Source organism: Clostridioides sp. ES-S-0048-02 (assembly GCF_020658495.1).
Taxonomy (GTDB): domain Bacteria; phylum Bacillota; class Clostridia; order Peptostreptococcales; family Peptostreptococcaceae; genus Clostridioides.
Window position 1 is genome coordinate 19,375 of sequence record NZ_JACVWH010000012.1, and the last position, 25,140, is coordinate 44,514.

The 25,140-nt window shown below is 27.8% G+C and carries 23 protein-coding genes; 8 read left to right on the forward strand and 15 right to left on the reverse strand.

Annotated elements, in window-relative coordinates; translation table 11 throughout:
• Window positions 1–15 precede the first annotated feature (15 nt).
• From IC173_RS14615 to IC173_RS14625, 3 genes are all read right to left on the reverse strand, one after another.
• A complete protein-coding gene (locus IC173_RS14615; RefSeq protein ID WP_413927135.1) occupies window positions 16–690 on the reverse strand; it encodes a DUF4956 domain-containing protein in 675 nt (224 codons plus the stop codon).
• A 76-nt stretch (window positions 691–766) separates the two neighbouring features.
• On the reverse strand, window positions 767–1,456 hold the full coding sequence (locus IC173_RS14620) for a polyphosphate polymerase domain-containing protein (protein ID WP_227436630.1): 690 nt from the start codon (window positions 1,454–1,456) through the stop codon (window positions 767–769).
• 343 nt (window positions 1,457–1,799) lie between these two features.
• Complete coding sequence (locus IC173_RS14625; protein WP_227436633.1) at window positions 1,800–2,387, reverse strand: LysE family transporter; 588 nt, start codon at window positions 2,385–2,387, stop codon at window positions 1,800–1,802.
• 106 nt (window positions 2,388–2,493) lie between these two features.
• Here IC173_RS14625 and IC173_RS14630 point away from each other — a divergent pair, with 106 nt between their 5' ends.
• Window positions 2,494–3,381 carry a LysR family transcriptional regulator gene (locus IC173_RS14630; RefSeq protein ID WP_227436635.1) on the forward strand — a complete coding sequence of 296 codons (888 nt, stop codon included), beginning with the start codon at window positions 2,494–2,496 and terminating at the stop codon, window positions 3,379–3,381.
• Between the two features lie 53 nt (window positions 3,382–3,434).
• On the opposite strand, the gene IC173_RS14635 is transcribed toward IC173_RS14630, so the two are convergent.
• Both IC173_RS14635 and IC173_RS14640 read right to left on the reverse strand, forming a co-directional pair.
• Window positions 3,435–5,297, reverse strand: coding sequence for an ABC transporter ATP-binding protein (locus IC173_RS14635; protein WP_227482924.1), 1,863 nt, complete (start codon window positions 5,295–5,297; stop codon window positions 3,435–3,437).
• 35 nt (window positions 5,298–5,332) lie between these two features.
• On the reverse strand, window positions 5,333–7,060 hold the full coding sequence (locus tag IC173_RS14640) for an ABC transporter ATP-binding protein (RefSeq protein WP_227482925.1): 1,728 nt from the start codon (window positions 7,058–7,060) through the stop codon (window positions 5,333–5,335).
• A 72-nt stretch (window positions 7,061–7,132) separates the two neighbouring features.
• Between IC173_RS14640 and IC173_RS14645 the strand changes: the two genes are divergently transcribed.
• Window positions 7,133–7,963, forward strand: coding sequence for a MerR family transcriptional regulator (locus tag IC173_RS14645; RefSeq protein ID WP_227482926.1), 831 nt, complete (start codon window positions 7,133–7,135; stop codon window positions 7,961–7,963).
• A gap of 161 nt (window positions 7,964–8,124) precedes the next feature.
• Here IC173_RS14645 and IC173_RS14650 read toward each other — a convergent pair whose 3' ends face one another.
• Together IC173_RS14650 and IC173_RS14655 are read right to left on the reverse strand one after the other, a co-directional pair.
• The gene (locus IC173_RS14650; protein ID WP_227482927.1) at window positions 8,125–8,748 is read right to left on the reverse strand and encodes a hypothetical protein; all 624 of its coding nucleotides are present in this window, start codon (window positions 8,746–8,748) and stop codon (window positions 8,125–8,127) included.
• A 54-nt stretch (window positions 8,749–8,802) separates the two neighbouring features.
• Entirely contained in the window at window positions 8,803–9,882 is a 1,080-nt protein-coding gene (locus IC173_RS14655) for an amidohydrolase family protein (RefSeq protein ID WP_227482928.1), read from the reverse strand.
• Window positions 9,883–10,088: 206 nt separating this feature from the next.
• Here IC173_RS14655 and IC173_RS14660 point away from each other — a divergent pair, with 206 nt between their 5' ends.
• The 4 genes from IC173_RS14660 (at window position 10,089) to IC173_RS14675 (ending at window position 12,920) form a co-directional block, all read left to right on the forward strand.
• Window positions 10,089–11,654, forward strand: coding sequence for a helix-turn-helix domain-containing protein (locus tag IC173_RS14660; protein WP_227482929.1), 1,566 nt, complete (start codon window positions 10,089–10,091; stop codon window positions 11,652–11,654).
• 97 nt (window positions 11,655–11,751) lie between these two features.
• Window positions 11,752–12,159 carry a helix-turn-helix domain-containing protein gene (locus IC173_RS14665; protein WP_227436649.1) on the forward strand — a complete coding sequence of 136 codons (408 nt, stop codon included), beginning with the start codon at window positions 11,752–11,754 and terminating at the stop codon, window positions 12,157–12,159.
• Between the two features lie 14 nt (window positions 12,160–12,173).
• Entirely contained in the window at window positions 12,174–12,506 is a 333-nt protein-coding gene (locus IC173_RS14670; protein WP_227436650.1) for a hypothetical protein, read from the forward strand.
• A gap of 9 nt (window positions 12,507–12,515) precedes the next feature.
• The gene (locus tag IC173_RS14675) at window positions 12,516–12,920 is read left to right on the forward strand and encodes a DUF2185 domain-containing protein (protein ID WP_227482930.1); all 405 of its coding nucleotides are present in this window, start codon (window positions 12,516–12,518) and stop codon (window positions 12,918–12,920) included.
• Window positions 12,921–13,107: 187 nt separating this feature from the next.
• Here the strand turns inward: IC173_RS14675 and IC173_RS14680 are convergent, their stop codons facing one another.
• The 3 genes from IC173_RS14680 to IC173_RS14690 all read right to left on the reverse strand — a co-directional run bounded on the left by IC173_RS14680 (window position 13,108) and on the right by IC173_RS14690 (window position 17,131).
• Window positions 13,108–14,721 carry a sensor domain-containing diguanylate cyclase gene (locus tag IC173_RS14680; protein WP_227482931.1) on the reverse strand — a complete coding sequence of 538 codons (1,614 nt, stop codon included), beginning with the start codon at window positions 14,719–14,721 and terminating at the stop codon, window positions 13,108–13,110.
• Window positions 14,722–14,937: 216 nt separating this feature from the next.
• Window positions 14,938–16,425, reverse strand: a complete 1,488-nt coding sequence (locus tag IC173_RS14685; protein WP_227855769.1) for a sensor histidine kinase — start codon at window positions 16,423–16,425, stop codon at window positions 14,938–14,940.
• Entirely contained in the window at window positions 16,415–17,131 is a 717-nt protein-coding gene (locus tag IC173_RS14690; RefSeq protein WP_054269556.1) for a response regulator transcription factor, read from the reverse strand. Before IC173_RS14690 ends, IC173_RS14685 begins: the two co-directional genes overlap by 11 nt.
• Window positions 17,132–17,611: 480 nt before the next feature.
• On the opposite strand from IC173_RS14690, the gene IC173_RS14695 reads away from it, so the two are divergent.
• Entirely contained in the window at window positions 17,612–18,031 is a 420-nt protein-coding gene (locus tag IC173_RS14695) for a hypothetical protein (protein WP_227855770.1), read from the forward strand.
• Window positions 18,032–18,120: 89 nt separating this feature from the next.
• On the opposite strand, the gene nagB is transcribed toward IC173_RS14695, so the two are convergent.
• The 3 genes from nagB to IC173_RS14710 all read right to left on the reverse strand — a co-directional run bounded on the left by nagB (window position 18,121) and on the right by IC173_RS14710 (window position 20,850).
• Complete coding sequence (nagB, locus tag IC173_RS14700) at window positions 18,121–18,870, reverse strand: glucosamine-6-phosphate deaminase (protein WP_227855771.1); 750 nt, start codon at window positions 18,868–18,870, stop codon at window positions 18,121–18,123.
• Between the two features lie 102 nt (window positions 18,871–18,972).
• Window positions 18,973–20,106 carry an N-acetylglucosamine-6-phosphate deacetylase gene (gene nagA / locus IC173_RS14705; RefSeq protein WP_227855772.1) on the reverse strand — a complete coding sequence of 378 codons (1,134 nt, stop codon included), beginning with the start codon at window positions 20,104–20,106 and terminating at the stop codon, window positions 18,973–18,975.
• A 9-nt stretch (window positions 20,107–20,115) separates the two neighbouring features.
• Window positions 20,116–20,850 (reverse strand): GntR family transcriptional regulator, encoded by a 735-nt coding sequence (locus tag IC173_RS14710; protein WP_227851466.1) that lies wholly within the window; start codon window positions 20,848–20,850, stop codon window positions 20,116–20,118.
• 292 nt (window positions 20,851–21,142) lie between these two features.
• Here IC173_RS14710 and IC173_RS14715 point away from each other — a divergent pair, with 292 nt between their 5' ends.
• The gene (locus tag IC173_RS14715) at window positions 21,143–21,985 is read left to right on the forward strand and encodes a S1 RNA-binding domain-containing protein (protein ID WP_227482934.1); all 843 of its coding nucleotides are present in this window, start codon (window positions 21,143–21,145) and stop codon (window positions 21,983–21,985) included.
• A gap of 88 nt (window positions 21,986–22,073) precedes the next feature.
• Here IC173_RS14715 and IC173_RS14720 read toward each other — a convergent pair whose 3' ends face one another.
• Together IC173_RS14720 and IC173_RS14725 are read right to left on the reverse strand one after the other, a co-directional pair.
• A complete protein-coding gene (locus IC173_RS14720; RefSeq protein ID WP_227855773.1) occupies window positions 22,074–24,407 on the reverse strand; it encodes an FtsX-like permease family protein in 2,334 nt (777 codons plus the stop codon).
• A complete protein-coding gene (locus IC173_RS14725) occupies window positions 24,404–25,087 on the reverse strand; it encodes an ABC transporter ATP-binding protein (RefSeq protein ID WP_227855774.1) in 684 nt (227 codons plus the stop codon). Before IC173_RS14725 ends, IC173_RS14720 begins: the two co-directional genes overlap by 4 nt.
• Between the last annotated feature and the right edge of the window lie 53 nt (window positions 25,088–25,140).

Below are 25,140 nucleotides of genomic sequence, written 5' to 3' on the forward strand. Positions count from 1 at the left end.
AAAGATTACTCCTCTCTATGCTACATAGTCACCATTATAACTTACAAGAACTGCATTAGTAACTCCATCGACTTGGCTTAAGTCATTTATAAGACTTGTTTCTCCGTCTTTCATTCTTACTTCAAATACCAATTCTATACCTTTTTCTGGTGTAACACTTTTTGATTTTATTTGATATTTAGAAAATACTTTTTTAATTTTGTCAGTTGCAATATCTTCTGAATTCTCATTATTACAATTTACCATCAATATATATGGTGTTTCAGATATTGTTTTGTTTGAAAAGAATATTAGAATCAATCCCATGATTACTGAGCCCATAACAGCTAATGGAATCAAACCTGCACCTAAAACTATACCTGAGCCTAATGACCAAAATAGAAATACCAAATCCATTGGGTCTTTAATTGCTGTTCTAAATCTTACTATAGATAAAGCACCAACCATACCTAGAGATAAAACTACATTTGATGTAACTGCCAATATTACGAAAGTTGTAAGCATTGTAAGTGCTACAAGTGACACATTAAATGGTCGAGAATACATAATACCCATATAGGTTTTTTTGTAAATCATATATATAAACAAACCTACTAAAAATGCTGAACCTAGAGCTAAAGCACTATCTACAAATGAAAAACCTGATACATTTTCTATGAAACTTGATTTAAAAATATCGTTAAACGTCATAACTAAAATCATCCTTCCTATTTTTTAATTTTTTATTTTATTTGGACGCTCTTTACCTAAAATTTGAATTTAAATCCTATATATACAATCTACTTGATGCATACTTTGAAACTGCTGTAGAAGTAGTTTTATTAATCTGAACCAAATCTTTTATAAAATCTGGTATAAACTCATCATATTTAACTTCTAATACAGTCATATTTTCATCAATAACTGATACTGTTGGCAATTCTTTATTGAATAAATTGACTGAATTTACAGAAGTCTTAATATTGCTATCGATTGTAACTCTTACATTTCCAAGTGGATAGACAAAAGCTTCTCTATCATAATCAACTATACTTTTTGCCTCCAATCTTTCACATTTTATTTTTAAATAAAACTCTCTTAATAAGCAGTTTGTCGATTCTTTTAAAAACTCAATGTCATTTTTTAATATCTTCTCTACTTCTTTTTTAGTTAAACTAGCTGACAGTTTTGATGTCATATTATAATGTTTTATTTTCTTCTCCAATTTTATATAAGAAAGGTCATTATTATAAAATCTTATTCTAAACTTTTCTCTCATTGCAACTCCATTTAACTTATCTAAAAGTGCTTTATCTTCAGGAGTGTCAAAATATAAACTTCTGATAAGATACTTTCCATCTTTTGATGCATTTCTATCTTTTTTCATTATTGGATAAAGTCTTGATTTTAAAGCTAGGACATCAGCTTCAGTTATTTTGTGTTTCATCTCAAATCTATAGTTTAACTTCTTATCCATTATTATCACCTCTCAATTCATTTAACTATGTTTGATTTATTTTATATTTAGAGTATACTTCACTTGACTTTGTTAAATCTCCGTAAAATAAGTGCATCTTTATGGCATATATGTGGCAAACAAGATTAAGCTGATGAGATTTCTATAAATTTATTAAATTTTATATGGTATTAGATTCTGTATAGTCAATGAATAGTTGTTTTAGAGGTAAAAAAAAGAAGATGTTATTTATAGATAAATTAAATATTTCAAATAAAAAATCAAGTTTCTTATTCAAAATGATATAATCCATAATTCCATCTTCTAAATTTATAATACTAAATAATTAAATTTATATGCTTAATTATGTTAAAATTAGTTTTACTGCACTCCAAACAAGTACTAGTGCCATAATAATATTAATTACTTTATAATGCTTGTTTATATATTTTTGTAAAATACCTCCTGCTAGAGCCCATGTCAAAGTCCCAGATATGCCTACAATACTATTACAAACTGCTGCTGATAATAAATATTCAACTGACTGTGACACAGGTATTACATACCCTGTATATACAGTAATAGCAAATATTATAATTTTTACATTGACAAACTGCAGAATAAATCCAGTCCAAAAGGATTCTTTCTTCACATCACTATCATTGTTTGGCTTGCTCTTAGCTACTTGTATTGCTAACCAAATAATATAAAGTGCTCCTATGTACTTCATAATACCAGTAATCATTGGTATAAACTTTGATAATTCAAGGCATCCAAGAGCACATATAAACATAATACATATAAATCCCATACTAATTCCTATAACCACTGACTTTCCTTTTTTCCATCCATTATTACTAATTGTGTTTAATGCAAGAATATTATTAGGTCCTGGTGTAAAACCTGTAACAAATGCGTATGGTAAAAAAGACAATAAAACTTCACTCAACACTTGTAATCACTCTCCTTTTATATTATAATACTATAAATCAAACAATAAAAAAAATCGAAATATTTAAATCTATACTTCAATTATATTGAATGAAATGAGGATGAGCATGTATTTTAAATACCTACAAACTTTTAAAACCATAATAGAAGAAGGTAGTTTTTCTAAAGCAGCAAATAAACTCAATTACACACAATCAACAATAACATTCCAAGTGCAACAGTTAGAACAAGAGCTATCTACACACTTATTTGAAAAGATAGGAAGAAAAATGGTTCTAACTAAAGCTGGCAAAAATCTAATACCTTATGTGGATGACGTTCTATGTTCTGTTGATAAAATGAAGAATTTTGGTACTGACTTGTCTGAGTTACGTGGTGATTTACATATCGCAATGGGAGAAACTCTTATTTGTTATAAAATACCTCCTATTTTAAAACGTTTTCATGAAATGGCACCAAATGCAAGGCTATTTCTTCGCTCAATGAATTGCTATGATATTAGAAATTCTTTGCTTGCAGGAAGCATTGATTTAGGAATATTTTATAAAGATATTGGAGGCTTGGGAAATTCTATTTCTACCTATACTGTTGGAGAATCACCTTTGACACTAGTTGCATCTCCAAAAGTAAAAAAACAATTCCCTGATTTTATTACTCCAAACCAAGAATTAGATATACCTTTCATAATAGATGAGCCAGCATGTATTTTTAGACAAATGTTTGAATCATATTTAAATGAAAAAAATATTACTCTAGACCATACGATTGAACTCTGGAGTATACCTACTATTAAAAATTTAGTAAAAAATGATATGGGAGTGTCATACCTTCCTACGTTTGCAGTAGAAGATGATTTGAAGACAGGAGAACTATGTGCAATAGATACAGAGTTAGATGATAGAAGCATTGTAGCAGTATGTGGCCATCATAAAAATAAGTGGATTAGTCCCCTTATGCAATTATTTATTGATTTAGTTGTTTCAAATGAAAAATAGATAGACTTATTTAAAATAAGTCTATCTATTTGTTATCATATTAATTATTTTAATTACACAACTTCTTCGTCATATTCACTTGAAAATTGGCTATTATAAAGTTCTTCATAAAATCCTTTATTTTCAATAAGTTCTTTGTGATTTCCTTGTTCAATAATAGTACCTTCTTTCATTACTAATATTAAATCCGCATCACGAATAGTGGATAATCTATGTGCAATAACGAAGCTAGTTCTTCCCTTCATTAAGTTATTCATTGCCTTTTGAATCTCAACCTCTGTTCTAGTATCTACGCTAGAGGTTGCCTCATCAAGAATTAACACTGATGGGTCTGAAAGTATTGCCCTGGCAATTGTTAAAAGTTGTTTCTGACCTTGAGATAGATTAGAAGCATCCTCAGTCAATACGGTATCATAACCTTTAGGTAAAGTTCTTATAAAGTGGTCTACTCTTGCTGATTTTGCTGCATTTACAATCTCATCCATTGTAGCATCTGACTTACTATAAGCAATATTTTCTTTTATACTACCATTAAATAGCCATGTATCTTGTAGAACCATTCCAAACATAGTTCTAAGTTCTCCACGTTTTAAGTCTTTTATATTAACTCCATCAATAGTAATTCTTCCACCTTGTATCTCATAAAACCTCATAAGTAAATTTACAAGAGTTGTCTTCCCAGCTCCTGTAGGTCCAACAATTGCAATCTTATCTCCTGCATTCAATTTAATATTAATGTCTTTCATAAGAATAGAATCATCACTATATCCAAATTTAACATGTTCAAATTCCACTTTACCTTTAGGCATGTTGATAACTTTTGAATCTTCTTTGTCCTTTATTTCTTCAACTTCATCCATAACTTTAAAAACTCTCTCTGCAGATGCAATTGCAGCTTGAAGCATATTTACAATATAAGATATCTCTGTAGTAGGCTCTGATGCTTGATTTACATATTGTATAAACGCCTGTATACTACCAAGAGTCATTGCTCCAGTTGATGCAAATACACCTCCCACAACTGCTATAATAACATACCCAATTTGATTTATAAATCTAATAATTGGAGATATAGCATATGATGAGAATTGAGCTTTTCTACTAGCATTATAAAGATTTTGATTTAATTCTTTGAAGTTTTTTATAGTATCTTTTTCTTTACTAAATGCCTTGACTACTATTTGACCAGTAAACATCTCTTCTATATTGCTATTTAATTCTCCCAATGCTTTTTGATTTTCTGAAAATCTATTTTGTGATTTTCTTGCAATTATAACAGTAATACCTAAGGAAACAAGCAATGTTACAGCTGATACTATTGTAAGTGGTATACTTATGCTTATCATCATTACAATAGAACCAATCACTGTGACCACTGCCGTAATAAGTTGCATTAACCCTTCTTGTAAACTATCTGCTACCTTCTCTAAATCATTTGTGACGATACTAAGTGTTTCCCCTTTTTTGTGGGAATCATAGTACTTAAGAGGAAGCTTATTTAATTTATCACTTAAATCTTTTCTCATGTTAAGAACTAAATTTTGTGCAACCCCTGACATAATATATTGTTGTATATATATGAATACTGCACTAATCAAATATAACCCTAGAAGTATTGATATTATACCTCCCATAGTACTAAAATTCACACTGAACTTTGTACCTGTTTGAACTGCAGTTTTAATCCCATTAAATAATTGGTCAATAGCTTTTCCCATAACCATTGGTGCTAAAACTGTAAGAGTTGAACTTACTAATACTGAAATAAAAATCATTAATAACTTAAATTTTTGTTTCTTCATATATTTCAATAATCTTTTAGTAGTCTTTTTTGCATTTTTAGCTTTTTCTGCTGACATACCATCCTCAAAACTAAGTACATCTACATCTTGTTTTTCTGTTATTTTTTCACTCATATTACACCTCCAAATACACAGATTGATTCTTCACTCTATGCAAGTTCTTCTTTACTAAGCTGTGAATCTGCGATTTGCTTATAAACTTCACAATTTTCAAGTAACTCTTTATGTTTTCCTATACCTACAATTTCTCCATCATTCAAAACTATAATCTGATTAGCATCCATAATTGTACTTATACGCTGTGCTATAATTATGGCTGATGAATCTTTAATTTCATTCTTCAATGCTTTTCTAAGCCTTTTATCTGTATTGAAATCTAATGCAGAAAAGCTATCATCAAAAACATATACTTCTGGTTTTCTAACTAATGCCCTTGCAATAGATATTCTCTGTTTCTGGCCGCCAGATAAGTTATTTCCTCCTTGTGCTACGAACGAATCATACTTATCTTCCATATCAGAAATAAATTCATCAGCTTGGGCTACATTTGCAGCATATTTTACTTCTTCAATACTTGCATCTTCTTTTCCATATCTTATATTTTCTTCTATTGTCCCACTAAATAAAAAGGCTTTTTGTGGTACAAATCCAATCTTGTCTCTAAGCTCTTTTTGAGGCATGTTCTTAATATCTTGACCATTTATAGATATTTCTCCAGATTGAATTTCAAAAAAACGTGGTATTATATTTGCAATAGTAGATTTACCAGAACCAGTGCTTCCTATAATTGCAGTTACTTCTCCAGATTTTGCTTCAAATGTTATATTGTTTAAAACAGGTTCCTCCGACTGTGAATATGAAAAAGTTACATTTTTAAATACTAAATGGCCTCTTTCTGAAGTAATATCTTTATATCCATTTCCATCTACAATTTCAGGTTCTATGTCTAAGATTTGGTTTACTCTATCTGCACAAGCTCCTGCTCTAGGTATGTACATAAATACCATTACTCCCATAATTAAATAAAATAATATTAAGATACAATACTCAACCAGTGCCATTATATGACCTATCTCCATATTTCCATTACTTACTCTCATACCACCAAACCAAATTATACTCACTATACCTAAGTTCATTATTAACATTACAACAGGCATAAGTACTGCAAATATTTTATTTATTGAAATTGCTGTTTCAGAATAATCTATTGCAGTTCTATCAAATCTCTTTTTTTCAAAACGACTTCTATCAAAAGCTCTTATAACTCTTACTCCAGTTACTACTTCACGTAATACTCTATTCATATTATCCATCTTTATTTGCATCATTTTAAACAATCTGATAACTTTTTTACCAACCAAAAACGCAGATAACATGAATAGAAACATTACTGTAACAATAATAATTGTCATTACTTTATCTATAGAATATGCTAAGAATAAACCACAAACTGTTATGATTGGTGCTGGTAATACCAACTGAATAAACATAAACAAAGATTGACCTATTAAAGTAATATCACTAGTACTCCTAGTAATCATTGAAGCTGTTCCTATTTTATTAAAATCATTTATTGATAAATCTTGTGATTTTATAAATACTGCTTCTCTAATATCTCTACAAAATCCAGATGAGAGATTTGATGATACTTTGCAAACTAAAACAGCTGATAAAGCTGTTATACCTGCTGCTATCAACATAATTAAACCTGTCTTTACAATATAATCTACATCCCCCTTTACTACACCATTATTTACTATACTTGCTGTAAGTGTTGGTATATATAAAGTTCCAAGAGTTTGTAAAAATGTAAACATCAGCACTGTAACAATTAAAACTCTATATGGTTTTAAAAAACGAATTAATTTTTTCATACAATCACACTCCTTTATAGAATATTATGATAAACTATACTGTAACAGGATAGTCAAGGAGGAATTTTAATTATGAGTCAAATTTCGAAAAATTATTTCACAACTGGAGAATTTGCAAAGATTTGTGGAGTCAATAAAAAGACGCTTTTTCATTATGATGATATAGGTCTTTTCTCTCCAGAGTTAAAGAAGGAAAACGGATATAGATACTACTCATACCATCAACTCAGTATTTTTGGTATAATTTCTTCTCTTAAGGAAATTAAAATGCCTTTAAAAGAAATTAAAGCTTATATAGATAAACGAACTCCGAATTTACTAATTGAACTTTTAGAAAAGAAAACTCTTGATATTAACAATGAAATTGAAAAATTGAATAATATTAAGGCTTTAATGGAGTCTACTATTTCATTTACTAAAAAAGCATGTAATATAGATGCAAATACGATTACTTTAGAAGAACATGAGGAAGAGTATTTAGTCAAAACGCCTCTTACTTATAAAGAACCCTTTCTTGGAGATGATGATGAAAACTTTTTATATGAATGTATTAACTTTATGGATAACTATGATTTAGGTGATGATGGTATGATTGGTTCAATCATTAAAGGCGAAGATATAATGAATAGAGATTTTGAGTCATATTCATATTTATTTACAAAAGTTAATAAAGACTATAAGAAATATCCTACATCAATCAAACCAAAAGGGCTTTATGTAACTGCTTATCATAAAGGAAGTTATGAAACTATTAATAAAACTTATGAAAAACTATTAGAATTTTTCAATCAAAATAATTTATATATGGGAGATTTTGTTTATGAAGAATATCTTCTATATGATATAAGTGTAAGAGATTCTAATGAATATCTAACTCAAATATCAGCAGAAGTTAAAATGTAAAAGGAGATACTAAAGAATACAAAAATGAATGTAAAGATTAATAATGAGTATAGCAAATTAAATAAATTTTATAATAGTATTATCTAAAGCATACAGAAGTTTATTTAAAAAGATGTAAGTGATTTTATATAAAATCACCTACATCTTTATTTATATTTAAACTAATTTCTAGAGTTATCTAATAGCCATTTTTCTGCATCTTTATAAAGTCTATCAACCTTCTCTGGTCTATCTATTCCGGGGAGTTCTTGATTTATTTTATATCCATCTGTACTAAGCATATAAGAAAGACTTGCATATGAAGGTCTATAATCCTTTATATCTTCCTTAGAAATTTTGACATCCCCATCCTGATAAACAGGTAAAATTATATCTTTTTCATATATAGCATCCATAGATATTATATACCACATATCGTCTATCTTTTGAGTCTTATACAGAAACTTGACATCTGACTGAAGTTCAACTAAATTTCCATCTATTTCATTTCTAATATGGATAGCTCCCATTGTAATTGATACTGCCTTATCTTTATTTACCCAAACTAATGTATCACAAATTTTATGTGGCGCATAAGATTTCATCTTACTTGATTCTTCTACGAACCCCTCTCCACTACCTTGATACCAAGATATTGAAACAGTAGATTCCTTTGCAAAACATTTTTTCATTTCATCCCATAACGCATTATCTCTACAAAACCTTTCAAATTCTATAAGCTCTTTTACACTATTTTTATCCACTATATCTTCTATAGAATTTTTTCCTGGTCTACTTAATAACATGTTCTCAATCTCCTTTAACATAAACTTCTTTTATTTTTAACAATACTCAATTCATTATCTTACTTTATTACCCTTTATCCATACACCTTTTATATTTCTAGTTGCTGCTATATCTTTAATTGGGTCACCTTCAACCATTACTAAATCAGCTCTTTTTCCCTCTTTTATTACTCCACGGTCATTAAGACCTAATAATTTTGCTGGTAAACTTGTTGCACTCTCAAGTACTTCAATTGTATTAAGACCTGCCTTAACTAATAATTCAAATTCACGATGAAGAGATTCCCCATGTTTCACTATACTAATAGAATTTTCATCATTATTTGCATCAGTTCCAGCTAATATCATCACTCTAGCTTTTTTCAATGTAGCTGTATTTTCTATTGCTGTTTCTAACCTAACATCTTCTCTTCCTGTAGCTTTTTTTATATTTGATACTATACTTTCCATCATAACTATAGTTGGAATTGATATAAGATTTTTCTCTTTTATCCTTTTGGCTACATCATCAGATAATTTACCTATAAAAGGAATATGATTTATTACATCAACATTTGCTTTTTCTGCATATTCATAAGCTATAGTTGTAGGTGCATGAGCAAATACTTTTTTACCATGTTCATGAGATATTTCAACTACTCTTTTTATTGTCTCAAAATCAAAAGCCGTTTTAGATGTTTTAGGGTCTTCTATTATGATTTTTACAAAATCTGCTCCTTGTTTAATTTGTTTCTTAGCAAAATTTTCAGCATCTTCAATAGTGTGTATTTTACTATCTTTAAACCCCATTCCCATAAGATGAGGGTGCGATTCTGGTGCAACAGGTTCATATACACTACGAATATCAGTTAATCCGTCTAAATTTCTTAAAGATTCTACTACATCTTTACTATTAGTTGCCATATCAAGCATAGTAGTTATACCCCAATCAGTTGCGTCCTCCAAGTTTTTTAAACTATCCAAATGTATATGAGAATCAATAAATCCTGGAAGTAAAGTGCATCCTTCTCCATCTATAGTAATATCAGATATTGTTTTTGATGATATCACACCATCTTCTATTACAACACTCCTTTGTTCTGAAAGTTTTTCTCCATCAAATATTTTAACATTAGTAATTTTAGTTATTGCCATACTTCACCCTCCCTTTATTTTTATTTATTAAAAATTTAATTCTTATTTAATTAAAAATTTCTTACTTTGATATTTTCTTAATTTATATAACTAATTATATATAAATTAATTTACCTAAACTATGTGTTATAATCTAAACTTTAATGTAAAATATACTATATTGATTGTGCTATAGTACAATCAAGTATAATTAGAGAAGGTTTAGCATGAAATTAACAGATTTAATGAAAGATATATCTCAATATATCTCAGTATTAAAGCCATTTCCAGATGAATATATAGACATTACTAGCTTGAATATTTATAAGAATAATCAAACTGAATTTACTACTGGATGTTTATATTTAGGAAATATATCAGATATTACTGTGGATTTGAACAATATAAATTTTTTAGGTATATTTATACAAAATGAAGTTAACATTGATTTAGAAAGATATAATTTAAACTCAGATATTTGTATCATAAAATCAAAAAAAGAGAAATATGACCTTTTTAGTGAATTGTTAAATATTATGAATCAAGAAATACGTCTTAGTTTATGTTCTCAAAGGTTTTTTGATGTGGTTTCTGAGAATAAAGGCATACAATATTTAATTGATATAGCACATGAAGAATTTGGCTATCCCATGATAATTCGTGACTCTACCTTCAAAATTTTAGCTCATTCTTATGATGTTAGTGATATATTGCAACTTACTGAAGATTCTAATGGAGATAAATATTTAGACGAAGAAACTATAAATTACATAAAATATCAAAATATACATAAAAAAATACATTATAATAAATCTATTAAAGAAGAAAATAAACCAGACAACTGGATTGGTACATTAATCTCATCCGTGTGTGTAGAAGAAATTGAAATAGCTCATATAGCTATCTGTGAATGGAAAATTCCATTTAATAAATTTCACTTCAAATTATTAGAATCGCTTAATAAAGCTTTATCTCTAGAACTGCAAAAAAATAATCTGTTTAATATAGATAAAAAACTTATTCCTAATTATATACTTTCTGATTTGTTGGAAAAAAAGTATCTAGATGATGATACTATAAGCAGAAGATTTCATTATCTAAATTGGACTAAGTCAAATTCATTAAACATAATGGTAATAGTAAACAAAGATAATAATTACTTTGACAGTAAAGTTCCTTTTATTATGCAGTCTTTAAGTGCATTTATACCATCTAATAATTGTGTAGTATACAAGTCTACTTTAGTTGTTTTTATTAATGATTCTTTAATTCATAATTTAATTGAGCATGAAAATAAAGACTTTATTAATTACTTAAAACTAAATTCACTTTATGCTGGAATAAGCCCAAGATTTTCAAAGCTATCTGATAGTTGGAAGTATTATATTCAAGCCAAAAAAGCTAGTGAAATTGCTCAAAAATATGACATAAACTTTTCTCCATTTGGGAAAAGCATACCATATATCCTCTACGAGCTACTTAGTACCAACTATGATTTATATGACCTCAATCATCCTGCTGTAACCAAACTAATTGAAGAAGATAAAAAAAATGGTTCTAATTTTTTAGAGACCTTAAAGCAATATATCTACTTTAATAATTCACCAAGCAAAGCAGCTGAAGTTTTAAATATCCATAGAAATACTCTGTTTTATAGAATTAATAAAATAAAAGAAATTACAGGTATTACACTAGATTATGCTGATGAAATACTTCAGATTTATATTTCTATAAAAATGATTGAAATTAACTCAAGAAATAAGACCTGTTTCAACACATATACAGGCATGTAAAAATATTTTGACACACTTAAATCACTATTGTAAAAGATATTTGATAGATTTTATCCTCTCAATATGACAAAATAATTATAAAAGGAGCGATAGCTACATGGAAATTGGAAAGAAACTGAAAAATGCTCGTATAAATTCTGGATTGACACAGGAAAAAGTTGCAGAAAAAATTAATGTATCACGACAAACAATTTCAAATTGGGAAAATGAGAAATCTTATCCAGATATTATAAGCGTCATCAAACTAAGTGATTTGTATTCAATTAGCTTAGATGAATTATTGAAAGGAGATAATAAAATGATTGAACATTTAAAAGAAAGTACAAATCTAGTTAATAGTAATAAAAAGTTAATAACTGCAATTATTATCAATATTATATTACTTATTTTATTTGTGCTATTTAATAGCTTTATACCAGACAACTACTACTTTATGGTTAGTGTATTTTGTACAGCAATAATAAGTTCATCAGCATTGTTCTACCAAATTATAAGAAAATTTTAGGAGGTGTACTCATTATGGAAGTGAATAAAACTATGCTTATTTTGATATGTTTTGCTGTAGCTCTTGTGGGTTCAGTTGGTGTTGTATATCAAATTTATCATATGACTGTGATTGATGCAAAAGCTCGTGGATTAAAACATCCTAAATTGTGGGGATTATTTGCTATGAATGGTAATAATTCGAGTGGTTTAATAATATACTTAATAGGTAGACGAAAATACCCTATTATAGATATGTCTAAAGAAGATTGTAAAGAAATTGAATCTAGAAAAAAATCAGTTGGAGTTGGATTGATTTTTTTGGCTATCAGCGCTATAGGTTTGGTAATATGTATTACATTATTTTGAGTTAAGAAAATGCTAATTGCTTTTGGAGATACAGATACACAAGAGTATATTGATAATCCTAAAAACATGACAATTGTAGATTTTAATACTCTTGTTAATATTGAACCAACTACTTTAAATATTTTTTATATGCCTATAGGAACAGACCTAGAATTTCGCTCTGATAAAAGTGGAAAATATTTTATTGACACAAACACAAGGAAAGAAATTAGAGAACTAGTTAAACATCCTGCACAAATAGCATTTGAAAAGAATCTAAAATTTTTAAATCAGGAAAATTATCCAGTAGAATTCTTTCAAAACTTGTTTCAGAAAAGCCACAAACTTGAACCCTTCATTGTGGGAGAGACAGATTTTCCAAGTGGAGAAGTCACAGAACTTACAATACCATTTATGAATCCTACATATTTTTAAACTATAAAACTTATTGACAATTTGGTTTTAATAAATAGAATTCTTTTAAAATACATAGTGCTTAATTAGACATGAAAATAAGGCTATGCTTTTTATGGTCATAGCCTTTAACAAATACTTACAAATTCACTACATGAGTCAATTTTTTTAATAATTTAACTATATACTCAAACTATATCTTCTAAATTCACTGTATATATAATTCTTCTTCAAATAAACAGTAAGAATTTTTTCCAGAGGCCTTTACATTATAAAGAGCTCTATCTGCATTTTTAAACAATTCTAAAAATGAATTTCCATTTTGAGGATGTCTTGCAATACCTATACTAACAGAAGCCTCAAAGCTAAAACTTAAATCATTGTAGTTCTCATAAAGTACTCTATTTAATTCTTTAGCTTTTTTATGCAAATTTACTTCTGAATGATAATCTTGCATATATACTACAAATTCATCTCCACCAATTCTTCCAACTAAATCTTCATTCCCAAAACTATCTTGTATCTTCTCAGCAAAAGTTTTTAATACAAAATCACCAAATGGATGCCCAAAATTATCATTTATTTCCTTAAAATCGTCCAAATCAATAATGAATAATGCATCTTTTTTATTGCTTTTATTTGTAGATATAACTTCTTCTACTAATTTTTCAAAGGTACCTTTATTGTATATATTTGTCAATGAGTCACTTTCTGCTCTAGTTTTCAACTCTTCGTATTTTTTTATATCACTATCTACATCTACAATTACGCCTACAACCTTCAAAAGTTCATTTTCATCATTAAAAATCTTTGTTACTGATGTTCTACACCAAAGGTATTCGCCATTAGATTTTTTTAAACGATAGATTACCTGATTATGTTTGTTATTTTCTTTAATACACTTAAGAAACTCTTCAAATCCACTATAATCTTCCTGATGAACTAATTCTTTATCCATAATCTCTTTTAAAAGATTGTCACATTTACTACTATATCCAAATTTTTCATTCCATGCTTGAGATACAAATGATTTATTTTCTTTAGCATTCCATTCAAAGACAACAGAGTCAGTCTGTTCAACAATAATTTTATAACGTTCATTACTGAGCCTTAATTCTTCCTTATGAATTATTTCTTGCTCAAGTATTTCATACTTCATAGATAATTTAGTTTTATCTATAATAGATTTAAATAGATAAAACACGATAAAATTAATATATAAAATACCAACACTTGATATTAAGTTTAGAAATTTTAAACTTTCAGAACTAAAAAAATTATTTACATCAAAGATAGAAATAGTCAGAAATAAGCTGAACAAAGGTATTGCAAGTAAAATAACCCAATACTTTATTGGCATATCTGAATGTACATCTTTTTTAAATAAACAAACTATCTTGCATATAAATAAAAAAACTATCTTAGATAAAATTGTGGCTGGTACTCTTATAGTATTGTTTTCAAACATTATTTCGAAGCCTTCTTTTATAAATAAAACAAAAATACTTGTTACCACAATTTCTGATAATATAAAGAATACATTTAATAAAACAGTCGCAAACAATCGTGTCTTTGTATTTCCTTCATATAAAAATGATGATGAAAAAATAAGGATGAAAATTAAAGGTGTTGTGATTACAGGATTTAAAGTTATTAAATTACAGACTCCTAAACATATTATAAAACCCAATCTAGCATATCTTACAGCTCTTGTATATCCTTCTTTCTGACCTAAAAAATCTGATAAAAACATATGGACAACAAAAGCTTCAAAGATAACTGTTACTAAATTTGTAATATCAAAAAGCAGTTGTTCTTTCATACATATTTTTTATAAAATAAGAAGCTTACTTAAGCTAAATACACTTCAGATTTTACTTTTCCTTTCTGCATATATATTTAAGCACCTACTTTAATTGTCAACCATTATAATATATGTCAGCTTAATATTGTTCTTTTTTCAACAGTATACAATAGATATATGTAAAAAACAACTTCAAATATTGACATATTTCTTTAATATATATCAATATTATCTTTATAACTTAAATACTATAGTAAACTTAGCTCCTTTTTTACCATTTTCCGCATATATACGTCCACCATGTTTATTTACAATAGATTTAACTATTGATAATCCAATTCCATGATTTCCCCCAACTCCCTTATAAAATCGTTCAAAAATATGAGGTAAATCATCTTTATTAATCCCAATCCCATCATCTTCAACTACAACAACTATATTTTTTTGATTATATTTACATACTATTTTAATTTCACTCTTAGCATACCTTAAAGCATTTTCTATAAGATTCATAAATGCTTTGGATACATTTTTTTCATCACATTCAAATAGAACCATTTCTTCATCAAACTCATAAATAAATTTTATACCTTTATTTGCCGCTCTTACATTTTGTCTAGAACCACAGTTTGAAAGTACTTCCCTTAAATCACATTCTACAAGGTCATAATCTTTAGTTATATTATCAATTTTAGAAATATATAACAAATCTTCAACCATATCACTCAACCTATCACTTTCTTCAAGTATTATATCACTTGCATGTTTGCTATCTATTACATTATACTTTATGGCTTCTGCATAACCTTTAATGGACATAAGTGGAGTCCTAAGTTCATGAGAAGCATTTTGAAAAAATATTTTTTGTTCATTATCATACTTATCAAGATATTCAGCACTCTTATTCATAATATTTGAAAGTTCTACTAATTCCTTATCTGAAAAGTCAAAGTAAGTTCTTTTAAAATCTCCTTGACCCATTTTTTTTGCAAAACCACATAACTCTTTTATCGGCTTAGCAATTTTTTCAGATAAAACTACTGCTGTAAATATTGCTAATATCCCAGCAAAACACATTACAAATATCAATACAATATTTATCTTTTGAACTAGATTTAAAGTCTTTGATATATCTATAAAAAGAATCAAATATTTATCTTGTTCTCCATATATACTAGTAATTTTTACAGTCGAAATATAATAATCTTTACTTCCAGTGGATATACGTGTGTTTTCATCTGAGTTTAAGTCGAGTTTTTCATTTTGGATACACTTTTTAATCGATTCCATCTCATCAATATTCTTTAAGAAATCATCCTCTCTTGTTGGAAATATCAAGTTATACTTTGAATCAACCACCATAGCATCAGCATCTGATTGTGTTTCTGCCATCCTAACTTTATCTTGTACATTTCTCATAAAATTAGATAATGCTTTTGGAGGAAGCTTTCCATCATCTTGAGGAGGCTTAATAGGTCTAAAATTGCTATCCATATGTTCTACTATTTCTGTAGATTTTGTTAGTTCTTCATTTGCAGTCGTTTTTATGTACGTATCAAGCAATATATTAAAAGATACTAATATTATCATAAAGACTACAATTATTAAACACAATATGCTCAATAAAATTCTAGTTTTTATGCTTATATTTTTCTTTGAAAATTTTAATTTAAATATGGATTTAATCTTATTTCCTCTCTTTTTATCATTTTTATTTTCCATCTGAATTTTTCTCCTTTAATCTAAACCCAAAACCCCAGACAGTTTCTATCAAAATATTTGTATCTAAAATTTTTTTACGTAGTCTCTTTACCGTATCGTCAGCAGCTCTTGTCTCAACTTCTATATCATATCCCCATATTTTATTTAATAATTCATCTCTAGAAACTGCTCTGTCTCTATTTTCAAACAAATAAGTTAATAAGTTGTATTCATTTGGTGTTAAGTCTATATTGTCACTTTTATTTGTAACGATTTTATTTTTTTTATTTATTGTTATATCACCAAATTTCAATTCCATATCTACAGAATCACCATACTTATCATAAATTTGTTTCTTTTCAAATTCTATCCTTCTAAATATCGACTTTACTCTCATAACTAAAGACATTGGGCTAAATGGCTTTGTAAAATAATCATCACTACCCAAAGTTATCCCTGTAATATAATCTATATCTGTATCTCTTGCAGTAAGCATTATTATTGGAACAGTACTCTTCTCACGAAGTTTCGTACATACATCAAAACCACTTAAACCAGGCATCATTATATCTAGGATTACTAAGTCACACTCTTTTTTATTAAATTGCTCTAAAAGTTCGTCACCTGTTTTAAAATCCATAACATCATGGCCTTCATTTTTTAAGAATGTCTTTACCAAATTTCTTATATTATCTTCGTCATCTGCTATATAAATTAACTTATTCATACACTCACTCCTTAATAAACTCTTAATTTAAATTAAATAGTATAAATACATTGATTAAACAATAAAACCCCAATCTATAAGATAAATAATATTTTTTACTATATTTAAATTATATCAGCTTTTTATGGTACATTAGTTTTAAAATTGTTTAGATTTTAAGGCAATTTTAAGGCAAAAACAAATTATTATAGAATTTATCAGACTCAATACAAAATGTTATAAAATAATAATCCAACTTCTAACTATATTTATTCATTTTCTACCAAAACTGATATTTCTCAGACTTTTTATTGAATATTCAAACAATTAATATTATAGTTATATTAAGTAATACAGTTTACTTCAAGCATAAAAAACATTTATTCATATATCATACTTATTCCATTCTCAATTAATTTTATGGATTTCTTAAACTCATTGACAAAATTATATTTCAACAAAATAAAACTAGGTAAAGTATCTCTGAAGGGAGAATTTAAAATGAAAAAAACGCTTAGATATCTTTTATTTTTAATTATTCTATTAAGTATGTATTTTTTAGCTGTTAAATTGAATTTTGACTTCTATCGTAAATTTGGCACTGGTTTTATGCAAGACTTTAAAAAATTTATTTTTATTAATTTAATCTCCTCTGGTGGCATTGGTTTATTGTTAGGAACTGAATTATTTATTAATGAGTATAAAAAAAATGGCAATTGGTATATTGATATTCCAAGATTAATCCTTCTCTGTCTTCCATCTTTTTTACTAACATTAATGCCTGTATTAATATTTATGTTTCCAGTTGGCAAAATTCCAATTATAGGTAGTTTTATTATGCTTGACCGAATACCACTTAATATAATAATTTTTAATATATTATTTGGATACTTCTTGATAACGAGTTTTCGTAAAAAATAATAACTAAATAACTTAAATAAAAATAGCTATCTTTAAATAAATTTTATTATTTAAAGATAGCTATTTTTTACTTAAACCCAATTATATTCTTATACTAATTTATAATCTTTTGGATTCAGTTTACTTACTGCTGCTTCATCTACTATAACTATAGTATCTTTGTGAAGTTGAAGTATAGAACCAGGAACTTCTGGAGTTATATCCCCATAAACAGTTTTATATACTGCATCAGCTTTTTCTTCTCCTGAAGCTAAAAGTAATATTTTTTTAGATTTTAAAATTGAACCAATTCCCATACTTACAGCTTTTTTAGGAACATCTTCTCTTGATTCAAAGAATCTTGCATTAGCTTCTATTGTAGATTCTGTTAATTCAACTACATGAGTTCTTTTTGCAAATTTATTATCAGGTTCATTAAAACCTATATGAGCATTACGACCTATTCCAAGTACTTGTACATCTATACCACCTGCTCTATCAATAGAAGCTTCGTAATTTATACATTCTTTTTCAATATCATCAGCCATTCCATTTGGTAAATGAGTATTTTCTGACTTAATGTTTACATGATTAAACAGATTTTCTTTCATAAAATAATCATAACTTTGGTCATTAGATATTGGCAACTTATAGTATTCATCTAAATTAAAGCTTATTACATCTGAAAAATCTACTATATTTTCATTATATTTCTTAACTAAATCTCTATACATACCTATTGGCGTACTTCCCGTAGCTAATCCTAATATTGAATTTGGCTTTAAAACTATTTGAGCTGCTATCATTTCAGCTGCTTTTTTACTCATTCCATCATAATCTTTACATACTAATACTCTCATTTTGTTCCTCCTAAATTTTAGCTAATACTTTAATTGATATAAGTTTAATTTATTACTATTTTTATATAACTTTTATTTTATTTAAAGCTTATTTTTTACATTCTACATATTTTTGTATACTACTTCACCCAAGCATAGAGTCATCTTGCAGTCCAAGTTTTCATCAAACACAGCTATATCTGCATCTTTACCTATATCTAGACTTCCTTTTTTATCATTTATGCCTAAAGATGTTGCTGGGTTTAAGGATGCTAAATTAATTGCTTCATTTACTCTAAGGTTTGTATTATTTAAAAAGTTAAGTACCATTTTATTTAAAGATAATACACTACCAGCTAATGCACCATTTTCAAGTCTTGCTTCATTGCCTTTTACTATAACTTTTTGACCTCCAAGAGCATAATTTCCATCTTCAAGCCCACCCGCTTCAATAGAATCCGTTATTAAAATCAATTTTTCTCTACCTTTGTTGTTCAATATAAATTGAAATAAATCTTTATTTATATGGATTGTATCTGCTATTAATTCACTATATACATCAGTTGTAAGTGCTGCACCAACAACACCAGGGTCTCTATGGTTTAATCCAGTCATTGCATTAAACATATGAGTTATATTTGTTACACCTAAGTTTATAGCTTCTTTAGCTTGCTCATAACTTGCATTACTGTGACCTATAGATAAAACTATATTTGTACATCTTTTGATTTCCCTAGTAAAGTCAAAGTCTATATCCTTTTCTGGAGCATAAGTTATTACCTTGATAACATTCTTGTATTGTTTGATAAATTCATATTTTGAATTTATTATAAATTTTTCATTTTGTGCCCCCTTATAATTTTCATTTATAAAAGGTCCTTCTAAATGTGCTCCTAATACTTGAGCTCCTCCAAGTTTTCTACTTTTAGCTTTTTTGATAACTTCAAGTGCATCATAAACATGCTCTTTATCCATTGTCATTGTAGTTGGAAGAAAAGATGTTACACCATGTCTCATTATTGATTTTGAAATTGTCTCTATAGATTCATCAGTTGAATCCATTGTGTCTTTTCCCATGTTTCCATGTATATGAATATCAATAAGACCTGGAGAGATATATTTACCACCAACATCTATAACTTCACAATCATTTGGTATCTCATCAGATATATCAATTATTTTTTCATCAAATACTAGTACTTTGTTTTCTAAAATTTGATTCTTTAATATTATTTTCCCATTAATTAAACATTTCACCTTATTCACCTACTCACTCAATACTATTTCATATTGATATTTATCTGTTCTAAATACCGATATGGTATACTCTATAGGATTACCTTCTTTATTATAAGAATTCCTATGAAGTTTAAGGGCTAAAGAACCTTCTTCTGTTTCAAGTAGCTTACTTTCTTCATCTGAAAGTATAATTGGCTCCATTACTTGCTCAGCTTTTTGTATCTTATAGCCATATTTCTCATTCAAAACTCTATATAATGAAGAATTATCTAATATTCCTTTTGTAAGACCTTTACACATTTCTTCTGATAGATACACTATTTCTAATCCAAATGGCTCTCCATCTGTATATCTAAGTCTAATAATTTTATATATATTTGTTGTATTATCACTTATTCCAAGCTTTCTTTTTACTAAATCGTCTGGTAGTTCCATCTCAAAGGATAATATATCAGTTCTTATGTTTACTCCTTTTTCTTTCATTACATCAGTAAAACCTTTTACATTTGAAAACTGATACTTCTTTTTTTGCTTTGCGACGAATGTACCCTTTCCTTGTACCCTATAAAGAAGACCTTCTGTAACTAAGCCAACAATAGTTTTATTCACTGTCATGCGACTTACATTTTGTATATTACAAAGTTCTCTTTCTGGTATTATTGCATCACCTTCTTTAAGTTCACCAGTTTCTATCATCTCTCTTATTATGGCACTTAGTTGAGTATGCAATGGTATATTACTAGATTTATCCACTATTTTCATAAAATCACCACTTTTCAATATGGTATATACCAATTTTGGTATATACCAATTATACTTTAAAAGAAAATTTATTTCAATACTTTTAACTTATTTTGTAAAAATTTTAGGGAAATCTAAAGACAAAAAAGAAATTGGAGTTTATACTATATAAGAAGCTAAATAATTGAAAATGCATGAATAATTACATTATTTATTATAAATTTCACTAATACTAATATATATACTGTGAAACACTACTACATAAGAGTAGTATAACTAAATTGTAAATATAAAATGAGAGGATGATTTTAATTTGATAAAAATAGGTGATTTTAATAAACTTATAGTAAAAAGAAAAACAGAATTTGGATATTTCCTAGATGGACAAACTAATAACACCAAGGATGATGTGCTTCTTCACAATAGATTAATAGGAAAAAATGAAATAAATATAGGCGATGAAGTAGATGCTTTCATATTTAAAGATTCTGATGACAGAACTGCTGCAACTTTAATACCTCCTTTAGCTAAAGTTGGAGATGTTGCTTATCTAAAAGTGGTTGATAACACTGACATTGGTACTTTTATAGATATGGGGCTTACAAAAGACATACTAGTTCCTTTTAAATCTAAGACCTATCCATTGTTTAGAGATGAAAAATATTTATTTTATATATATTTGGATAAAAGCGGAAGAATCGCTGCTACTACAGACATAGATTCATATTTAGAAACAGACCATACTTACAATGTAGGAGATATGGTAAATGGAGTTGTATATGGGTTCCAAACCAATAACTCTGCTATGATATGTGTTGACAATAAATATGCTGGTGTAATCCTTCATAATGAATACTTTACAGAATTAAAAGCTGGAGATGTTCTTGAAAATTTACATGTTATAAAAATATATGATGATGGTAAATTAGGGCTTTCTCCTAGAGGAAACAGAAAAGATGAACTTGATACCTTAGAAAATAAAATTTTAAGCTATTTAGAAGGTTCAGATGGATATATGAGATTTAATGATAAATCTGACCCTAAAGATATTTCTATCTTATTTAATTCAAGTAAGAAAAATTTCAAACGTGCTCTTGGAGTACTTATGAAGAAAGATTTAATTTATCAAGATGAAGATGGAACTTATTTAAAATAAATTATATAACACAAAAATCGAAGTAAAAATGAAAGATATTTTCTATTTCATATTTACTTCGATTTTTTATTTAGGTTACTACCTATATTTATTGTGCATTTACTACATCTATTATGTCTAGTTCACAAATCTTTTTAATTGGTTTTCTTACTGAAAGTAAAGTTATTATTATCATAGTTACCACAATGATAAACAGCAAATCAAAAGGTATTTGCCACTCTATATGAAACTTTAATGTTACTAAAGATACAAATATATACCTATGTAATATTAATCCAAGTACACTCCCCAGTAAACAACCACTTAAAGCATATGTACTTGACTCTACTATTACCATTTTTCTTAATTGCTTATTGGACATGCCTATTGCACGCATAATACCATAGTAATTTATTCTACTTGTAACACTTATATTCATACTGTTTATGATATTAAACATACTTATAATGGCAATTATAAATACAAACCCATATACAAAAATTGCCATAGTGTAAAATGAATTTCTAGCTTCTAAGTTACCTTGTCGCTTATCTCGAACCTCTAAATTATCATCTAGTACACTTCTTATATTTTGAATTAAATTTCCAGGAGCATCTTCATCAACTTGAGTATCAATTATTACATAGTCTTTCATACCTGTTACATTTGTAAAAGTATTTTCAGATGTTATAATATTTCCAATATATTTGTCTTTAACATCAAATGGAATTGAAGAAAGTATACCCGCTACCTCTATCTCTTTCTTAGAATTTCCATTTTTAATATATATTTTGTCTCCAATATTAAACCCATGACCTTCCTCTACCAATCCAAGATTTTCTGACTCTAATTTATCTTCATTAATTTTCCCTTTTACTAGATACTTTTTAGCCCAGTCGAATTGATTTTTTTCATAAGAAATTAGCTGAGACTTTGCCATTTTATTATTATATGTAGCCTCTACATCTGTCATCATTCTACTGTATACTTTTTTTATTCCTTTGATACTGCTTATTTCATTAATATCTTCTTTAGTAAGAACAGATTTAAAGTCAGGGTCAACAATAGATATATGAGCAGCTTCTGGTTTTATAGGTTTAAGTGCTTGATACATAAAGTCTATAAATACACTAAAACCTAAAAATAATACAACACTGATAGCAAATGAAGAAGTCATAAGTATAAAAGATTTTTTTCTTGAAAAAGCATGATTTATTCCCATAGAAGTATCAATTTTAGAACTTTCTGCATTAGCAATTTTACTTGCTTTTCCATTGGTTAAAATTTCTTTAAACATTAGATTTCCACGTATAGCACTTAGTGGCGATACTCGAGAAGCTTTTTTTGCTGGAACAACAGCTGATAGTATTACTGTTAAAAATCCTACTATTATTCCAAACACAATCCCAATAAAGCTAACTTTTAAAATAGGCATAGAGCCAAATAATTCTGTATTCACATATTTGAGAAATATAGAGGATATAATGGTTACAATACTTCCTAATAACAATCCTATTGGAATAGCCTTTACACTTAGAATTAAACTTTCTAAAATAACAAATTTTTTGACTTGAAGTTTTGACGCTCCCAAGCAACGTAATAGTCCAAAAAATTTTATTCTCTCTATTACACCCATATTAAAACTATTATATATCATGATAATACTTGATATTAACACAAGTACAAAAAGTACTCCTGCTGTCAAGTAAAGTGGTTTAGAGTAATCAGAGTCACCTTGACCTATAATAGAAAGTAATTTTTCATTTTTACCAACTTGTTTATCACTTAAGTTTAAGATGTTTTTAATATCAGAGGTTGCTTTTCTAATATTAACTCTGTCTTTAAATGTAATATAATAATTATCATATGTTTCTGATTTTTCAATAGCTTGTATGCCTAGTATTGAAAGCATCAATCCATGTTTATCTGAGGCTTTTAATACTGATATTGATGAATATACACCTACTATCTTATAATTTTTATCTCTCCCATCTGCCAACCTTACTTTTATAAAGTCTCCTACTTTTAAATTAAATTCCTTAACTGCATCTATATCTATTAAAGTTTCATTGTCTCCAACAGGATAACGCCCTTTTATTATTTCTAGACCTAGTTGTTTTGCTAAATCTTCATCTAAACCTTGTATCAAAACCTCCTTTGATTTAAATTCTCCATTTTTAGCTACTTGCCCTCTCCCATGGTGAGCTATATCTACTCTACTACTTATTTCTGATATAGCTTCTTCATTAATATTTTTAATTACTATGTGCCAATTTCCATTATCTTTAATGAATTGTACTTTTTGACATTGTATAGCCATATCTGCTAGTCCAAAAATAGCAGTAACCAAACATACTGCAATGACAATACATAAAATTGTAGTTCTATTTTTTTTCTTGTGTACCTTTGCATATTGTGGTACTAGTTCTAAGTAGCTTCTCATTCTCTATTCACCCCCAGGTCTTTAAGTACTCCATCAGAAACCTGTAGAATCCTATCTGCTGTAGAAGCTATATTTGTATTATGAGTTATCATAATAATAGTTTGATTATATTTTTCTGCTGTCACTTTTAAAAGTGAAATTACATCACTACTATTTTTACTGTCAAGATTTCCCGTTGGCTCATCTGCCAATATAATTGATGGCTTTGTAATCAATGCTCTTCCAATTGCAACCCTTTGTTGCTGACCACCAGATAATTGATTTGGAAGATGATTTTTCCTATCTTTAAGACCTAAGATAGTCAATACTTCATCTAAGTAAATAGTATCTGGCTTTTTATAATCCAATAACAATGGAAATATTATATTTTGTTCCACAGTTAATTCTGGTATAAGATTATATGACTGAAAGATAAATCCTATATTACGACGTCTAAAAATAGTCTGTTTCTCCTCTTTCATTGAACATATTTCTTTTCCCTCAATAAATATTTTCCCTGATGTTGGAGTATCAAGACCTCCTAATAGATTTAATAATGTACTCTTCCCTGAGCCAGATTCTCCAACTACAGTCACAAATTCTCCCTTAGAAACTGTAAATGATACATCTTTTAATGCCTCTACTTTTGTGTATCCACTTCCATATGTTTTACATAAATTATTAACCACAAGAATATCCATTATCTCTCTCACCTTTCTAATTGATTAATATCATAATAACTCATACACCTTAC